This is a genomic window from Pseudomonas sp. E45-MNA-CIBAN-0222, assembly GCF_040310405.1.
GTDB lineage: Bacteria > Pseudomonadota > Gammaproteobacteria > Pseudomonadales > Pseudomonadaceae > Stutzerimonas > Stutzerimonas stutzeri_AC.
Window position 1 is genome coordinate 1 of sequence record NZ_JBEOPU010000148.1, and the last position, 260, is coordinate 260.

The following is a 260-nucleotide window of genomic DNA, read 5'->3' on the forward strand; positions in this document are numbered from 1 at the left end:
CTCTTGTACCGCGAGTAACGGTTATTTTCTAGCAACAAAGGACTTCGGTGCACCAGTAGCGTTGCTAAATAGTAAAGGCAAAAAAGTCGTTGATTTATCACGCTATCAAAAAGTCGATGCAGATAAGATAGCTGGTGGCTTGCTACCCGTGCTGCGCAATAGTCACGTCGGCTACCTTAATATGCAGGGCCGTGAAGTAATACCTGCGACCTACGATATGCTAAAGGAAAGTCAGGGTTGGGCGCGCCCAGTATCTGATG

1 protein-coding gene is annotated in these 260 nt (G+C 47.3%); it reads left to right on the forward strand.

Going from position 1 to position 260, the window contains the following annotated elements; translation table 11 throughout:
• A partial coding sequence (locus AAEZ08_RS23110) for a hypothetical protein (RefSeq protein WP_500125206.1) occupies nt 1-260 on the forward strand: 260 nt, incomplete at both ends.